The sequence below is a fragment of the Okeania sp. SIO3B5 genome, from assembly GCF_010692555.1.
Classification (GTDB): Bacteria; Cyanobacteriota; Cyanobacteriia; order Cyanobacteriales; family Microcoleaceae; genus Okeania.
In genome coordinates, this window is sequence record NZ_JAAHHG010000001.1 from 33,965 (window position 1) to 51,552 (window position 17,588).

At 33.8% G+C, this 17,588-nt stretch carries 10 protein-coding genes; 2 read left to right on the forward strand and 8 right to left on the reverse strand.

The window, feature by feature from the left end; genetic code table 11:
- Positions 1-404 precede the first annotated feature (404 nt).
- The 8 genes from F6K54_RS00100 to proX (F6K54_RS00135) form a co-directional block, all read right to left on the reverse strand.
- A complete protein-coding gene (locus F6K54_RS00100; RefSeq protein WP_293072779.1) occupies positions 405-692 on the reverse strand; it encodes a type II toxin-antitoxin system RelE/ParE family toxin in 288 nt (95 codons plus the stop codon).
- Complete coding sequence (locus tag F6K54_RS00105) at positions 677-865, reverse strand: hypothetical protein (RefSeq protein ID WP_202223026.1); 189 nt, start codon at positions 863-865, stop codon at positions 677-679. Before F6K54_RS00105 ends, F6K54_RS00100 begins: the two co-directional genes overlap by 16 nt.
- A gap of 1,351 nt (positions 866-2,216) precedes the next feature.
- On the reverse strand, positions 2,217-4,043 hold the full coding sequence (gene thrS / locus F6K54_RS00110; protein ID WP_293072782.1) for a threonine--tRNA ligase: 1,827 nt from the start codon (positions 4,041-4,043) through the stop codon (positions 2,217-2,219).
- Between the two features lie 281 nt (positions 4,044-4,324).
- Positions 4,325-5,098, reverse strand: a complete 774-nt coding sequence (gene proX, locus F6K54_RS00115; protein ID WP_293072784.1) for a glycine betaine/L-proline ABC transporter substrate-binding protein ProX — start codon at positions 5,096-5,098, stop codon at positions 4,325-4,327.
- On the reverse strand, positions 5,082-5,213 hold the full coding sequence (locus F6K54_RS00120) for a hypothetical protein (RefSeq protein WP_293072787.1): 132 nt from the start codon (positions 5,211-5,213) through the stop codon (positions 5,082-5,084). Before F6K54_RS00120 ends, proX (F6K54_RS00115) begins: the two co-directional genes overlap by 17 nt.
- A 505-nt stretch (positions 5,214-5,718) precedes the next feature.
- The gene (proX, locus tag F6K54_RS00125; RefSeq protein ID WP_293072790.1) at positions 5,719-6,732 is read right to left on the reverse strand and encodes a glycine betaine/L-proline ABC transporter substrate-binding protein ProX; all 1,014 of its coding nucleotides are present in this window, start codon (positions 6,730-6,732) and stop codon (positions 5,719-5,721) included.
- A gap of 1,219 nt (positions 6,733-7,951) precedes the next feature.
- Positions 7,952-8,965, reverse strand: a complete 1,014-nt coding sequence (gene proX, locus F6K54_RS00130) for a glycine betaine/L-proline ABC transporter substrate-binding protein ProX (RefSeq protein WP_293072793.1) — start codon at positions 8,963-8,965, stop codon at positions 7,952-7,954.
- 1,094 nt (positions 8,966-10,059) lie between these two features.
- Positions 10,060-11,076: a glycine betaine/L-proline ABC transporter substrate-binding protein ProX gene (gene proX, locus F6K54_RS00135; RefSeq protein ID WP_293072796.1), complete on the reverse strand. Its 1,017-nt coding sequence runs from the start codon at positions 11,074-11,076 to the stop codon at positions 10,060-10,062.
- A 431-nt stretch (positions 11,077-11,507) separates the two neighbouring features.
- Here proX (F6K54_RS00135) and rplI point away from each other — a divergent pair, with 431 nt between their 5' ends.
- Together rplI and dnaB are read left to right on the forward strand one after the other, a co-directional pair.
- A complete protein-coding gene (rplI, locus tag F6K54_RS00140; protein WP_293072799.1) occupies positions 11,508-11,966 on the forward strand; it encodes a 50S ribosomal protein L9 in 459 nt (152 codons plus the stop codon).
- Positions 11,967-12,719: 753 nt separating this feature from the next.
- A complete protein-coding gene (dnaB, locus tag F6K54_RS00145) occupies positions 12,720-17,558 on the forward strand; it encodes a replicative DNA helicase (protein ID WP_293072802.1) in 4,839 nt (1,612 codons plus the stop codon).
- Positions 17,559-17,588: the final 30 nt, after the last annotated feature.

Here is a 17,588-nt window from a genome sequence, read left to right on the forward strand (position 1 = left end):
TTTTGACTTCTAACTTTTGACTTCTAACTTCTAACTTCTAACTTTTGACTTCTAACTTTTGACTTTTGAATTCTAATGATTGGGATACAGAAAGTAGAGCAAAATGGGAAGATTGGTAATTTTATAAGGTATAAAAATAGTGAGTAGGCAGAAATAATTAATGTATTTAGTACGATAATTAATTTGATTTTTTATTATTAGGAGATACAGCAAATTCGGCTTGAGTGAGATACAACCTTTCTCTCCTCCTAATATAACTTTTAACTTTTGACTTTTAACCCCTAACTTTTGACTTCTAACTTCTAACTTTTGACTTTTGACTTTTGACTTTTGACTTAAAAAACCGAGCTTCTAATGAAACTCGGTTCTGAGCCAATATTTAATTGGACACGATCGCACTTCAACTATAAATCTAATAACCTTTTTCCATGAATAACTGCGGCCACAATTACTATATCCCCTTTAACTTGATAAAGGACTCGGTAACTGTAAGCATAATCTTGTCGGTAACTTTCATCCCCAAATTCTTTTACTACTTCTCCTTGTAAAGGATTATGAAGCAAATTTTTGGTGACATTAATTACCCTATGGACTACTGCTGCAGCATAAGAAACAGAGTCACGCGCTATATAGGAGGCGATCGCGTCCACATCATCTATAGCCTTAGAAGACCAAACTACTTTATAACCCATTTACTCAAAAGCCCTTCAGCTTCTTCTTGTGTAATTTTTCTTTCTTTATTAGCTACTTCTAAACCATGAAGAACTTTTTCAATTACATATAAATGATATTGAACATCTTCAAGGGAGCAATTATCTGGCAATTTACTTAATAGAGATTCTACTTTTTTCTTAGCGGTATTCATAAAGTTCATATTATTAAGTCACTGTTCCTAGCTGTACATGAGCCATTGGACAGCGACATCTGGCGGTTTGCGTTTTCGCACTTTCCAAGCATAAAAAAGCGAAAAACACATCCCCTCTTAGAGGAACCTTTAAGATATTAATCATTTTTATCTCTAAATTATATTATTGTGAAACCTTTTGGTCTCATATAGTTCCTTGAAATTAGATGCTTTCATGTTCTAGCGCCTTTCGCAAACAAAATATGTCAGATTATCGCCGACCTTAGCTCTAGATATAAGGAAGGTAATATAGTTCATAAAAATATAGTCACATAAGACATATTCTTTCAGATCGCAGATGTTACTCCGACTGGGTGAACTACAACACCACGCCAGTTGCTTTAAGGGGACCTGTCCAACGTACTGGCTCCTTCATCCCATGGTCAAAGACATTTGGGACTGCTTTTCTCATTATATTTAGAACCGTTCACATCAGCATCAATTAACCCCTTACTGGCAGTATGATACCTATCAATAATATAACAATCTGATTTAACTTTTGAAAGAGAATACTATCGCCTTGAGCTATCTTAATTACTTATAGCTAAGAACTTATTGGTCAATCATCTATATCTATGTATATTTATGATCCCTGCAAAGTATAACTTGGTCTAGACTTGTTAGTCGTCCTCAAAGAAAAGTTTTACTCTCTACAGATAGACGATTAAATTCAACTTGGCATAGTTTAATGGTGGAAATTGGAATTATTGATTATTAATTTATGGCCATTCAGCAATTTTTAAATTCAAAACTTTTAAATACTATCAAGAGCTTATCAAAGAACAAGTCAAATAAATAAACCCGCTCTCAATTTATCAGAAAGCGGGTTTAGATACTCATGTAGAGATTAATTAAAGTATATTTTTAATTTTGAATTACTTCCAGATTATAGTGCTGCGCGCAGGCAACAGGGAGAATAAAAAGCTTATAAGATAAGACTTTTAGTTATTTGACACCTCCTGCAATTTGTAAATATGCCAGCGCTCATTGCTATAAAGTCTAGAAATTTTCTTGACACTCTCACCGTTAAATCAAAGATTATAAAGGGAGATTCTTGTTTCTCAGATTCTTAACTAGGTAACAAATCAAACAAGTTGAGTTGTACCCCCGTCAGACCATCTCCACAAGCTTTTTATCTAACCGTTTGCCCCACGGCTGTTAATTACTATAACTGATGCTGGATTAATTTGCAAGCCCTCAATTAACTTACTACTTTGAAATTCATCTCTAGGCTGTCTGCGTGGGTTTCCCGCGCAGTTTATACGCCCCTTCTCACCGTTAAATCAGCACGATTATAACGGCTCGATCTATTTCAAAATTTTTCATAATTAGCGATCGCCCCAGTCATCTTCTCAATTACCTCTGGCACAGGTATAGAACCTAATTCCCCAGCAGCACGAGTCCGAATACTCAGACTATTTGACTCAACTTCCTTAGCTCCAACTACAGCCATTAGAGGAATTTTTGCCTTCTCAGCATTTCTAATCAACTTACCCAAACGTTCATTACTAATATCCACCTCAGCACGAATACCTATTTGACGCATTTGAGCAGCAACCTCTTGAGCAAAAGGCAAAAATTCAGAATTAACTGGTAGAAGTTTAGCTTGGATAGGAGCTAACCACAAAGGAAAATCTCCTGCATATTCCTCAATCAAAATCCCAATCAACCTTTCCAAGGAACCAAAAGGTGCCCGATGAATCATCACTGGACGTTTTCTTGTCCCATCTTCTGCCACATATTCTAAATCAAACCGTTCGGGCAAATTATAATCTACCTGTACAGTACCCAACTGCCATTCTCGCTCCAAAGCATCCTGGAAAATAAAATCTAACTTTGGACCATAGAACGCCGCTTCACCAATACCCTCAAAATGCTCCATACCCAAACTTTCTACAGCCCGACGAATAGCACCTTCAGCTTTTTCCCAAGCCTCATCAGAGCCAATATACTTATCTAAATTAGGATCTCGGAAACTTAATCTAGCCTTAAAATTCTTTAGTTGTAGATTTTTAAAGACAAATAGAGTTAAGTCCACCACACTGAGAAACTCGTCATCAAGTTGTTCGGGTGTTACAAACAAATGAGAATCATCTTGAGTGAAACCCCGGACTCGAGTTAAACCACCTAATTCCCCAGACTTTTCATGGCGGTAAACAGTGCCAAACTCAGCAAGTCGTATTGGCAACTCTCGATAAGAACGTAATTCATTTTTATAGATTTGGATATGAAAAGGACAGTTCATTGGTTTTACAACAAAACCCTGTTCCATAGCTTCTGCTTGTTCATCCTCAGCCATCATCGGGAACATATCCTCTTTATACTTTTGCCAATGTCCGGAAGTTTTGAATAAATCGACTCTGGCAATATGGGGAGTATCTACAGGTAAATAACCCCGTTTCTGTTGTTCTTGTTGGAGAAATTCTTTCAATGAATTCTTTAACATTGTACCTTTGGGAGTCCAGAGAGGTAATCCAGGCCCAACCAGGTCGGAAAAAATAAATAGTCCTAATTCTTTACCTAGTTTACGATGGTTTCTTTTGAAAGCTTCTTCTTTACGTCTTTTATATTCGGCTAGTTGTTCTGGAGTTTCCCAAGCAGTACCATAGATACGTTGTAATTGGGCTTTGGTTTCATCTCCACGCCAATAAGCACCAGCAACAGTTTCTAAATCAATTGCTTTGGGATTAATTTGTTTTGTACTTTCAATATGAGGGCCAGCACATAAATCCCACCATTCTTCACCGAGATGATAGATAGTAATTGGGTCTTCTAAATCTTCAAGAATTTCTAATTTGTAAGGTTCTTTAATTGCTTCAATTCGACTTTTAGCTTCTTCTCGGCTGACTTCTTCTCTAATTACGGGTAAATCCCGTTTAATGATTTTGACCATCTCTTTTTTGATGGTTTTTAGGTCAGCTTCTGTAAATGGTTCTGGGGTATCAAAGTCATAGTAAAAGCCATTTTCGATCCAAGGACCAATTGTTACTTGTGCCTTGGGAAACAGCTTTTGTACTGCCATAGCCATGACATGAGATGTGGTATGACGAATTTTTTTGAGGGTTTCTGACTCGCTGGTGCGAGGTAAATGGATTTTTTCTGGTTGTTCTGAGGAAGGATTAGATTCTGGCCTAGACATTGGCTGTTTATTCTTGGGTTTTTTTTATATTTGCACAGGAAAAGAGGAAAGCTCTACTCAAGTTCAATGAATCATCATTTAGGGATTTTTGAGGTTTAAACGCTACTACATATATTATAGAACGTTATAATTTTTGACCACTATATACCATTATATTAATTGTATATTAATTATATTACGGATAGTGTTTTGCTTAAATTCTATTTACAATAAACATCTTCAGAAAAGAGGAAGTAGGGAGTAGGCAGAAAGAATCAATAATTTCTGTCGGTTAATTAATTTTATTTTTTATTATTGGAGATGTCTAATGAATCAGTCTCTTGTCTTGCTTGTTCTAACCAATTATCATATTTTTCTTGATTATTTTTTATCCACTCCTGGCCATGACGGAGAATATCTTCTGGTTTGTCTTCACCCTCTTTAATACGTAAACTTTCCTCACTCATATCGGCAACTGGAATTTGTACTAATTCAAGCCACTTTCTAGCAATTTGGTTTACTTCTAGGAATTTTTGATTAGCAACAATACCCTGTTGAGATATCTGAAAGCCAAAATTTTTTCCATCTAGAGATGTATCTTTTTCACTCAAATTTCCCATAGATTTTGGTAAGGAGGTGAAAGGAACTTCTAACCAAACTACATCTTCTCCTGGTTTTAAAACTACAGATATCCAGCGAGGATTATAGGCAGAATAAAGAATAGGTTCCCCTTTTTGATAACGAGTAATAGCATCTGCCAAAAGCACTGTATATTGACCTCTATTATGTTCTACAGTATCTTCTAATTCATAAGCTTGAAGATGATGGTCTATAGTCAGCTTACAATGCCAACCAGGGTTACAAGCAACTAAATTTGCTTTGCCATCTCCATCGGAATCAAAAAGCTTGGCTATTTTTGGATCTTTTAATTGTTGAATGTTAGTAATTTTATATTTATCGGCTGTTTTTTTATCAATTTGATATCCTTGGATGCCATGAGGAGTTAAAATTTCTACTCCCTCTAACTTTTCTTCACCACCAACATTTTCAAAGAATTCATTAGTGTTGTGGTTCATAGTAAACAGTGCTATATTCTAAATCTCCATTGGCAACAGAAATATAAATTGCTGGATATTCAATTTGTTTTGGTTTTTCAACTTTATAATCAAGTTTTTCTAAACCTATATTCACTACTTCGGTTTGAAATAATTCTTCTGTCCAGGTACTATTAGCATTCCGAATAGTAACTATTCCAGGAGGAGTTTTTTGACAGGAAGTGAAAACAATTAATAAGCTTGTTAAGATGCTTCCTCAAATAATTTTGATATATTTTTGTTTCATTTTAGTTTAATTGATTGAAAGATATTTAATATCTGGTAGCTTACCGAATTATTAATTAGGGTTTGCTGAAAAAGTATTATGGGTGAGGGTAGAAGCCAGAATTCAGAATTCAGAATCCAGAATTCAGAAGTCAGGAGGAATGGGAATTATAGAAGAGGTAGTCAGAACGAATTGTCCCTTGATTTTCTTCCCCAAAATGCGCTCCTTTTTGAGCTATTAGAGCTGAAAACCAAGGTATTTCAAAGCTAAAAAGGCTAAAACCTTTATCTATAAATGCTTTGATATTGAATCAGCAAGCCCTAATTATTAATTATTAATTATTAATTATTAATTATTAATTATTAATTATTAATTATTAATTAGCAGCTTTTCTCGCTATTTCTAGCCAACTATCATATTTTTGCTGATTATTTTTTATCCACTCTTGAGCATGGCGCAGAATATCTTCTGGCTTATCTTCTCCCTCTTTAATACTTAAACTTTCAACATTCATATCTGCCACTGGAATTTGTACTAATTCAAACCATTTTCTCGCAACTGGGTTTGCTTCTAAGAATTTTTTATTAGCCACAATATATTGTTGTAGTAAGGGAAAACCTAGATTTTTTCCATCTATTGATGTATCTTTTTCAGTCAAATTTCCCATAGATTTTGGTAAGGATGTAAAAGGAACTTCTAACCAAATTGCATCTTCCCCTGGCTTTAAAATTGTATATATCCAGTGGGGATTAAAGCCATAATAAATAATAGATTTTCCTTGTTTATAGCGAGTAATAGCATCTGCTAGAAGAATTGTATATTGGCCTCGATTATGTTCTACTGTATCTTGTAGTCCATAAGCTTCAATTTGATTGTCTATAATTAATTCACAAGCCCAACCAGGATTGCAACCTACTAAGTTGGCTTTACCATCTCCATCTGAGTCAAAAAGTTTGGCTATTTCTGGATCTTTTAATTGTTTAATGTTAGTAATGTTATATTTATCGGCTGTTTTTTTATCAATTTGATATCCACTCCTTCCATTAGGTGTTAAATTTCCAACTCCTTCTAATTTTTCTTCTCCACCAGCATTTTCAAAGAATTTTTCGTGTCCTGGTAAGTAATAAATAACGCTATAGTCTAAGTCTCCATTACCTACAGAAATATAAAGTGCTGGGGAATCAATTTCCTTTGGTTTTTCTACTTTATAGCCTAGTTTTTCTAGACCTATATTGACAATATTAGTTTGGAATGATTCTTCTATCCAGTTACTATGGGCACTACGAATACTGACTGTTTGGGAATTGGGAGTTTGTTGACAGGAAGTAAAAATTATTAATACGCTTGTGAGGATTATTCCTAAGAGAATTTTTAGTAGTTTTTGTTTCATGTTATTGAGAATTTTAAAAAAATATATACGTTTTTTTTGATTCAATTTTTAATCATACAAGTTATATCAAATTCGGTTAAATAACCTGACAATCAATAGCTTAAAATCCCGATGGTGAGGTTATTGTATTGATGTAAGCATTCAGCCGTCAGCCAGCCTCCTATGGTCGGAACTGCGGACTTCAGCTATCAGCTATTGCTTTTAGTTTAGGATAAAAGCAATATTTAACTGTCTTACTACAAAAGTTGCCTCCCTTACCCTTAAAGTAAGTTGTTAATTTAAACACCGTCCTTTAAGGAGAGAGTCTTGTTGCTGAAGTCCGCAGTTCCTCCGGAGGAGGCTAGCTGACAGCTAATAGCTGAATGCTTACGTATTGATGTGCAATTAAGCGGATTTGATATTATTTGTAAATCGCTGCAAAAAACACCATATTTAATCTTTTAAGTAGTCAAACAAAATTAATTGTTTACTTGATAGTCAGCTTAAATAGGTAAGAAAAATTATTTTTAGAACGACTGCTCCAACAGACAAATATATTTTATTCCCTACTAAAAAATGTTAAATTAATTTTGCACGGACACTTAGTTTGATGAAAGTTTTGGGCTGAATAAATGAGTAAGCATTCAGCTATTAATTATTAGTTGTCAGCAATAATATCCTGTATTTAAGGACAGGGTTTAAATGAATATAGACTTTAGAGCTGACTTTTGTAGTAAGATTTTTCACTTCTCAATTAAATATTGCTTTTATCACTAACTAAAAGCAATAGCTGAATGCTGACGGCTGAATGCTGACGGCTGAATGCTGACGGCTGAATGCTCACATAAATGAAGTAGATCATTAGTTTTTTTTGATGAGGGCAATAATTTTTTATTTCCAGATAATAGGTAACAGAGAATAGAGAAAATTTCTCATATTAACCTGTAGCACTATAGCAAGAAAATTGGAAATTTTAACTGCATATAATTGAGATAAAATTAAAACTAATTTAATAGCTGAGACTTCAATATTTTAAATTTAGTCTCAGCTTTTTTTACTTTTATAGCAGTTTTCATGAGGAGAGACTACAGTAAAAATTATAGATATGCACCAAGGAGGTGAAAATTGTATAAATAGTTGTATTCTAGATTGATGAAAACTATTTAAAAATCCTTTTATTTAATATTTTGTAGTGATAAAATATCTCCTGATTGATTATTAAAAATTGTTTATACCCACTTTAATTAGCAGTTTGCTTTGCTGTTTCTAACCAACTATCATATTTTTCTTGATTATTTTTTATCCACTCCTGGCCATGACGCAAAATATCTTCTGGTGTATCTTCACCCTCTTTGATGCGCAAACTTTCAGCATTCATATCGACAATTGGAATTTCAACTAACTCAAACCATCTTTTGGCAACTGGATTTGATTCTAAGAATTTTTTATTAGCAACTATACGCTGTTGAAGCAAGGGAAAGCCAAGATTTTTTCCATCTATTGATGTATCTTTTTCACTTAAATTTTCTATAGATGGCGGTAAGGAAGTGAAAGGAACTTCCAGTGAAACTACATCTTCATTTGGTTTTAAAACTGTCGATATCCAATGAGGTTCGTAAGCATAATAAAGAATTGGTTTTCCTTCCTGATAACGAGTCATTGCATCTGCCAAGAGAATTTCATATTGTCCTTGATTATGTTCTACTGTATCTTCTAATTCATAAGCTTTAAGATGATGATTGATAACTAATTCACAAGACCAACCAGGATTACAACCAACTAAATTTGCTTTGCCATCTCCATCGGAATCAAAAAGTTTGGCTATTTCTGGATCTTTTAATTGTTTAATATTAGTAATGTTATATTTATCGGCTGTTTTTTTGTCTATTTCATATCTTTGTATTCCATTAGGAGTTAAAGTTCCAACTTTCTCTAACTTTTCTTCTCCACCAGCATTTTCAAAGAATTCATTGTGTTGTGGTTCATAGTTAACAGCGCTATAGTCCAAGTCTCCGCTAGCAAGAGAAATATAAATTGCTGGATATTCAATTTGTTTTGGTCTTTCGACTTTATAGCCTAGTTTTTCTAAACCTATATTCACTACTTCAGTTTGAAATAATTCTTGTACAAAGGTACTATTAGCACTCCGAATAGTAACTGTTTCAGAATCAGGAACTTGTTGACAGGAAGTAAAAATTATTAATAAGCTGGTGAGGATTGTTCCTAAAATAGTTTTGAGATATTTTTGTTTCATTGTGGTTTGATTAAAAATTTTTTCATTAAATTAATAGTATTTTACTACTCTCAGCACTAAAGATTTATATAAATTTGAGGGGTGCATCTCAATGCGTGAATAAAGCCAAAAAGTTATTGCTTTTAGGGAACAGGGAACAGGGAACAGGGAACAGGAAATATATAGGAAAAAAGTATTTTTGCCAATATGAGATGCACCCAATTTGAGAATAGGTAAGAGGCACTATATTTTGATTCAAATATTAATAAGTAAGCATTCAGCCGTCAGCTATCAGCTATTACTTTTAGTTTAGGATAAAAGCAATATTTAATTGTCTTACTACAAAATTTTCCTTCCTTGTCCTTAAAGTCAGTTGTTAATTTAAACCCACATTCCTTAACAAGAGAGTCTTGTTGCTGTTAACGAAGTTCCTCCGCAGGAGGCTAGCTGACAGCTAATAGCTGTTTGCGCAGCATTCCGCAGGAAATGCTTACATTAATAATTCATTTATAGCAATTTTCCCTCTTGGTTGAGATACAAAAATTTTGTATTTTTAGAAAACACCGGATATGAGAATAAAAATAAAGAGAAAAATACTATATTCATTAATATGATAACCGCGATATCTAAAAATTACTGTAAGCATTCAGCCGTCAGCTATCAGCTATTGCTTTTAGTTTAGGATAAAAGCAATATTTAACTGTCTTACTACAAAAGTTGCCTCCCTTGCCCTTAAAGTTAGTTGTTAATTTAAACACCGTCCTTTAAGGAGAGACTCTTGTTGCTGATAGCTGACAGCTAATAGCTGAATGCTTACCTTTTAGTTTAGGATAAAAGCAATATTTAATTGTCTTACTACAAAAGTTGCCTTCCTTGCCCTTAAAGTCTTTTTTAATTTAAAAACTGTCCCATAAGAGAGACTCTTGTTGCTGAAGTCCGCAGTTCCGATCCAGGAGGCTAACTGACAACTAATAGCTGAATGCTTACGTTGGGAATACTTTAAAGGATTGAAATTTGATAGCTTGATACAGTATCATCTAATCCTAAAGTTACAGCGACAAATTATTATTTATGTCTTTTTCTTTATTTCCTTTATTACTTAAAAAACTAGAAAATTAATTTGTACTTTGTCTTGCTGTTTCTAACCAATTATCATATTTTTGCTGATTATTATTTACCCATTCTTGAGCATGACGCAGAATATCTTCCGGTTTGTCTTCACCCTCTTTTATACGTAAACTTTCAGCATTCATATCAGCAACTGAAATTTCAACTAATTCAAACCATTTTTTAGCAACTGGATTATTTTCTAGGAATTTTTTATTAGCAACAATACGCTGATCGCTTTTAGGAAGACCAAGATTTTTACCATCTACTGATGTACCTTTTTCACTCAGATTTTCCATAGGTTCTGGTAAAGAAGTAAAAGAAACTTCTAACCAAACTACATCTTCTCCTGGTTTTAAAACTGCAGATATCCAGTGAGGATTATAGGCATAATAAATAATAGGTTCGCCTTTTTGATAACGAGTAACAGCATCTGCCAGAAGCACTGTATATTGGCCTCGATTATGTTCTACAGTATCCTGCAGTCCATAGACTTTAAGGTGATGGTCTATGATCAACTCACAAAACCAACCAGGATTACAACCAACTAAATTTGCTTTACCATCTTTATCTGAATCAAAAAGCTTGGCTATTTCTGGATCTTTTAATTGTTCAATGTTAGTAATGTTATATTTATCGGCGGTTTTTTTATCAATTTGATACCCTTGGATGCCATTAGGAGTTAAAATTCCCACTCCCTCTAATTTTTCTTCACCACCAGCATTTTCAAAGAATTTCTTGTGCCCTGGTTGATAGTAAACAACACTATAGTCTAAGTCTCCATTAGCTATGGAAATATAAAGTGCCGGATAATCAATTTCTTTTGGTTTTTCTACTTGATAACCAAGTTTTTCTAGACCTATATTAACTACAGAAGTTTGAAATAACTCTTCTACCCAACCAGTATTGTAAGCACTCCTAATAGTAATAATTTGAGCAGTAGGAACTTGTTGACAGGAAGTAAAAACTATTAACAAGCTGGTAAGGATTGTCCCTAAAATAATTTTGAGGAATTTTGGTTTCATTTTGACCTAAATAAATATGATAATTTTTAGCTTGATTCAGACTGAAAATTTTATGCTTAAGTAAGAATAACTAGGACTTAATTGTTAATTATAGTTATTTTTCCTAGTTACTATCAGCTAAGACCTTAGCTTAAATTAATCCATTCATTTTGTAAATTATCTCTTCTGGCTTTCTATTGTTTTTTTTTGAAATTACGATCTAGGGTTTCTCAAGTTTTGGAGGTACACCTATATTTTTTCTTTTCTAGTTCCCCATTCCCGAAAGAAAAGGAATTGTGTACCTCACAACTTATGAGAACTGCATATATAGCACTACATTCCCTATTCCCTATTCCCTATTCCCTATTCCCTATTCCCTATTCCCTATTCCCTATTCCCTAGCGCTACACGCTATAATTAAAGTTTGCAGTAAAAATTTTCCAATTAAAATCATGGCCAAAAAATTGCAGGTAGTCTTGAATCAAGATGTCAAAAAATTAGGAGTATCGGGAGATGTGGTAGAAGTAGCCCCTGGTTATGCTCGTAACTATTTGATTCCTCAGAAAATTGCTTTTCGTACTACTCCAGGTGTTCTTAAACAAGTAGAACGCCGTAGAGAACAAGAACGACAAAGACAAATAGAATTGAAGCAAGCAGCAGAAGCTCAAAAGATAGCTTTGGAAACAGTTGGTCGCTTTAAAATTGCCAAACAAGTTGGTGAAAATGATGCGATTTTTGGTACCGTTACTGATAGAGAATTAGTGGATTTAATTAAGGAAAATACTGGTCAAGAAATTGATAGACGTGGCGTTACTTTGCCAGAAATTAGCAAAGTTGGATTCTACAAAGCTCAAATTAAACTTCATCCCGAGGTAACTGCTGAAGTAGAGATTCAAGTAGTAGGTAGTTAATTAAAGTCAAAAGTCAAAAGTCAAAAGTTAAAAGTGAAAAAGAAATTATAAGTTATGCAAAAAAATACTCTAGTGCCACACTAAATCTAGATTTTATGACTCAAAAATGCGTAAGTATCTTTTGATCGACAGTCTTTGACTTTTGACTGTAGCTGTCAGTATTTAGCCATTAGCTATTGCTTCTAGTTTGAGATAAAAGCTTTACTAATTGAATCAGAATTTATTTACTATAAAAGCTGGCTTTTAAATCTATATTAATTAAAATCTCCTTATTTTGCTGATAACTGACAGCTGTTTGCACAGCATTCTAAAGGAAATGCTTACTTTTAGATCAACTTTAATATTCAGCAATTTGATTAATTACCGAATAATTAAAGTTAAATTCCTCTCCTTTAAAGAAGAAACAAGCGGTGGAGGGATGGCGAGGAAACCTGCGCCATATCAAATCGACTAATAGAAGAAAAAATTTTCATAATTAGTCAATCCTCTTATTTTCAAGGAGAGGTAATTATTAATTATTCATTATTAATTATTAATTGTTGAAAGATTTTTATACCAGAGTAATTTAAACTTTAATCCCTATTCCTTTTTCAAATAAATGTTGAATAATTGTAGGTAAATCACCGAATAATTAAGGTGGGAAACCTCTCCTTTAAAGGAGAAACAAGAAAAAAATTTCCATTGAGTCAATCCTCTTATTTTCAAAGAGAGGTAATTGTTAATTATTAATTATTAATTATTAATTATTAAAAGATGTCTAGCGATCGCCTACCTCCCCAAAATATTGAAGCGGAAGAAGCTATTTTAGGTGGTATTCTCCTCGATCCAGAAGCTGTTAGTCGAGTAACAGAGTTATTACGCCCAGAGTTTTTTGCCATTGAAGCTCATCAAATTCTTTATAAAGCAATGTGGCAACTTTATAATCAGGGCAAACCTACGGATTTAATGACTGTTACCAGTTGGCTTACTGATAATAATAAATTAGAAAAAATTGGCGGACAAGTAAAAATAGTTCAACTATTAGAACGAACTGTTTCGGCGGTTAATATTGACCAATATGCTGTTTTAGTTATTGATAAATATATCCGCAGAAAATTAATTCAAGCAGGAAATGAAATTTTTGATTTAGGGTTTCAAACAGCTACTGAATTAAAAACTATTCTTGACCAAGCTGAACAAAAAATATTTGCTCTGACTCAGGATAAACCACAACAAGATTTAGTTCCTATTTCTGAGACTTTAATTAATACTTTTCAGGAGATTGAAGATAGAAATGAGGGAATTGCTTTACCTGGTCTTGCTTGTGGTTTTTACGATCTAGATGCAATGACTGGAGGTTTTCAACGTTCGGATTTAATTATTGTAGCTGGTCGTCCATCAATGGGAAAATGTGCTGCTTATGATACTTTAGTTTTGCAAAAAGATGGCAGTTTAATTACTTTGGCAGAAGTTTATCAAAGGCAGGAAATAGAGTTATTAACTTTAGGCAAAAATTGGAAGTTTCAGATTACTAAACCTTCTGCTTTTATTGATGATGGAATTAAGCCAGTTTTTAGAGTAACGACAAAATCAGGAAGATTTGTAGAGACGACAATTACTCATCCTTTTCTAACGGTTGATGGTTGGAAACCTTTGGCAAAATTACAGGTAGGAGAAAAAATAGCTGTACCCCGTCTGTTAGATGTTTTTGGCGATGAAAGTATTCCAGAAAATCAGTTTGCTTCTCTGATTGATTCGGATAATTTCTGTCTTTTTCCTATTGTCTTTAAATTAGAAAAATCACAGTTAGCTTTATTCATTAGATATTTATTTTCCCAGGATGGATGGATAAAAATATGTGAAACTGGGGCAGTATGTTTAGGCTATTCTGTGGAGAGTGAAAAGTTAGTTAGACAAGTACAACATCTTTTGCTCAGATTTGGAATTATTGGTGTTATTGAAAAGGTTTTTAAAGAATTCAGAATTCAGAATTCAGAATTCAGAAGTTGTTTTTGTAATAGGGATTTATGGCATTTGACAATTACTGATGCTTTGTCTCAGAAAAATTTTATTGTAGATATTGGTGGCTTTGATTCTAAAAAATTCGACTTTGACCCTAGCTGGTTAAATTTAACTACAAAAAATAATTTCTGGGATGAATTGGTGAGTCTGATGGAAAATTTTACCGAATCTAAAAGTAGGTCAGTAAATAATAGGAGTTTCAAAGGAAACTCTCCTAAAAATTCTGAGAATTTAACTACTGCTGATACTGTCTCTGGGAAAAATTTTCTGGTAGATATGGGAAGTCTTCCGTCAGAAATTCTTGATTTTGACTCCGATAGATTTGATTTAGATAAACCGGATAATTTCTGGGTTGAGAAATTAGAAAATACAGAGGTTTTCTGGAATAAAGTTCTTGTTGTAATGGAAAAATTTACTGAATCTAAATCAGAAAATTGGAATTTACTCACAAAGAAAAATTCCTTGGTTAAAAATCTCAAAGATTGGGAAATTTTCGTGAATGAAATTGTATGTGTGATGGAAAAGTTTGCTGAATCTAGATGGTTTTCACCACATAGGAAAAATAGCATAAGACAGACGGATAAAATTTTTGGTCATTTAACTACTTCTGAGACTTTATCTGTGAAAAGTTATGTGACAAATATTAGTAGTTCTCCATCAGAAAATTGGGATTTACTCACAAAGAAAAATTCCTTGGTTGAAAATCTCAAAGATTGGGAAATTTTCGTGAATGAAATTGTATGTGTGATGGAAAAGTTTGCTGAATCTAGATGGTTTTCACCACATAGGAAAAATAGCATAAGACAGACGGATAAAATTTTTGGTCATTTAACTACTTCTGAGACTTTCGGTGGGAAAAATTTAGGGGCAGATATGAGAAATTTTCCATCTATAAATCTGGATTTCCCCTCTAGCATATTAAATTTAGTCATACCGGATAGTTTCTGGGTTAAGCAACTAAAAAATACTGAGATTTTCGGGAATGAAATTACTTCTGTAACGGAAAAATTTGTCGCATATAGATGGTTTTCACCACAGAGCAGAAACGGCACAAGACAGACTGATAAAAATTTCAGAAATTTAACGACTTCTGAGACTTTATCTATGAAAAGTGGTGTGGCAAATATTGGCAGTTCTCTATTAGAAGATTTGGATTTCGACTCCGACAGATTTGATTTAGCGGAACCAGAGAATTCCTGGAGCCAACAATTAGAGAATACAGCAATTTTCTGGAATAAATTGGTGAGTCTGATAGAAAATTTTGCCGAATCTAAAAATCAGTCACTCCAGAGTAGAACTGTCAAAGGAAAGTCGGATAAAAACTCTGAAAATTTAACTACTACTGACACTCTCTATAGAAAAAATATTCTGATAGATATGAGAAACCTTCCATCAGAAAATCTAGATTTATACTGTGACAGATTAAACTTAGTCAAACCACAGAATTCCTGCACAGAGCATTTAGAAATTAGGGATATTTTCTGGAATAAATTGGTCTATCTGATAGAAAATTTTGCCGAATCTAAAAATCAGTCGCTCCAGAGTAGGAATGTCAAAGGAAAGTCGGATAAAAACTCTGAAAATTTAACTACTACTGACACTCTCTATAGAAAAAATATTCTGATAGATATGAGAAACCTTCCATCAGAAAATCTAGATTTATACTGTGACAGATTAAACTTAGTCAAACCACAGAATTCCTGCACAGAGCAATTAGAAAGTAGTGATATTTTCTGGAGTGAATTGGTGAGTCTGGTGGAAAAGTTTGCCGAATCTAAAAATCAGTCGCTCCAGAGTAGAAGTGTCAAAAGAAGATCTCCTAAAAATTCTGAGAATTTAACGACTACTGATACTATCTGTGGAAGAAATATTCTGGCAGATATAAGAAATTTTCCATCAGAAAATCAAGATTTTTACTCAGACAGATTAAATTTAGTCAGACCACAGAATTCCTGGAGCGAGCAATTAGAAAGTAGGGATATTTTCTGGAATAAATTGGTTAATCTGATAGAAAAATTTGCCGAATCTAAAAATCAGTCGCTCAAAAGTAGAAGTGTTAAAAGAAAGTCAGATAAAAATGCCGATAGTTTAACTACTACTGATGCTCTCCATAAGAAAAATATTCTGATAGATACGAGAAACCTTCCATCAGAAAATCTGGATTTCCACTCCGACAGATTAAATTTAGTCAGACCACAGAATTCCTGCACAAAGCATTTAGAAAATAGCGATATTTTCTGGGATGAAATTGTTTCAATAGAACCAGTAGGAGAAAAACAAGTATACGATTTGACCATACCAGAAACTCATAATTTTGTAGCTAATGATATTTGCCTTCACAATACTAGCTTTGCTGTAAATATTGGTCATAGTATTGCAGCTAATCTCAAATTACCAGTAGCAATTTTTAGTCTAGAAATGTCTAAGGAACAATTAGTATTAAGACTATTAGCAAGTGAGGCAAGAATTGAAAGTAATAGATTGCGGTCCGGGCGAATTAGTCAGAATGAATGGGAACCTTTAACTTCCGCTATTGGTACTCTTGCTGAAATGCCAATTTTTATTGATGATACTCCTAATATTACTGTTAATGAAATTCGTTCAAAAGTCAGACAATTACAGAGCGAACAAGGTGGAGCTTTAGGATTAATTTTATTAGATTATTTACAGTTAATGGAGGGTAGTAATACTGATAATCGAGTGTTGGAGTTGGCAAGAATTACTAGGAGTTTGAAGGGTTTGGCACGAGAACTTTCGGTGCCGATTATTGCTTTGTCTCAACTTAGCAGAAGTGTGGAGTCTCGAACTAATAAAAGACCAATGATGTCTGACTTAAGAGAGTCTGGTTGTTTGACTGGGGATACTTTAATTTGTTTAGCTGATGGTAAACAAATTCCTATTTCTTGCCTGGTTGGTAAGTCTAATTTTTCTGTTTTGGCGTTGAATGAAAATACTGGAAAATTTGAGTCGGCTATGGTTAGTCGAGTATTTTCTACTGGGGTTAAACCTATACTTCTTCTGCAAACTTCTTCGGGAAAATTGATTAGGGCTACGGCTAATCATCCTTTCTTTTCTATGGGGGGTTGGAAACAGTTAAATACTCTGAATATTGGGGATTCTCTTGCTATTTTGAACCAAAAAATGCTTAAATATTCAATATTGTATTGTGGCCAACTCTTGTCTCAAGTAGATTTTGGGCCAAAAAATGGTGGAAATTTAGGGTCTGTAGTTAAGTGTCGGGAGTGGGAAAAACCTACTCAAATTGATGTTAACTGGGATGAAATTGTAGAAATAAGACCAGATGGTGAGGCAGAGGTTTTTGACTTAACTGTGCCTGGTTTACATAATTTTGTGGCGAATGAGATTGTTGTTCATAACTCTATTGAACAAGATGCGGATTTAGTTATTATGCTTTATCGGGATGAGTATTATTCCCCAGATACTCCAGATCAGGGTATTGCTGAGGTGATTATTACTAAGCATCGGAATGGGCCTACTGGTACGGTTAAGTTATTGTTTGACCCCCAGTTTACTAAGTTTAGAAATTTGGCAATAAGAGGGAACAGGGAACAGGGAACAGGGAACAGATAAATCATTATCAGTTATGAGGAAAGTTAGAGT